At 52.1% G+C, this 603-nt stretch carries 1 protein-coding gene; it reads right to left on the reverse strand.

The features are described 5' to 3' along the window. A partial coding sequence (locus HALTITAN_RS24395) for a DUF4214 domain-containing protein (RefSeq protein WP_161609197.1) occupies positions 1 to 537 on the reverse strand: 537 nt, incomplete at its 3' end. Positions 538 to 603: the final 66 nt, after the last annotated feature.

Raw genomic sequence — 603 nt, forward strand, 5'->3', positions numbered from 1 at the left:
ATAAAGCCGGACTAACGTCTCCGCTAAGTCGTCTTGATCGGCCGTTACGCCGGTATCAAAACCCAGCGAGCGCATTTCCATTTGTTCTAGGTTCACGCCCCAGGCCAGCAGCTTATTGCCGTTCACTAGAGGAGGGTTGGCGTTGATATACTCCTGTGATTGGACAAACCAACGGGCGACCTCACTACGATCCCCGTTGTTGCTCTCAAGGATGTCTACCCAGTAATCGCGGCCGCTCTCATCCGCGGCACGGCCTAGTGCGGCTTGATAAAGCGTATCCACAAAGGTGGCATTATCGCTGCCCATGGCTTGTAACGCGGTGCTCACCTCTTCTGCTAACATAAAGTCCTGAACAATATCGTTGAAGCTGCCTTCTGCATTTTGCTGTGCCACCCAGTACTCCAAGCCTTCCCGTTCAGCAACGCGATCAAGAATGCCGTTGTATAAACGGATAATGGGTGTCAGCACCGTATCGAACTCAGGGTAACGCACAAAGGTGGCGGTATTACGCAGCTGTTCCAAGAGCTCAGATGGCAATTCCCATCCCTTTTCAGTGAATATATCAACAAAGTTGGCGAGCTCAATTGGCTCGGGTTCAGGCTC

It is taken from the genome of Vreelandella titanicae BH1, from assembly GCF_000336575.1.
In the GTDB taxonomy this organism is placed as follows: domain Bacteria; phylum Pseudomonadota; class Gammaproteobacteria; order Pseudomonadales; family Halomonadaceae; genus Vreelandella; species Vreelandella titanicae.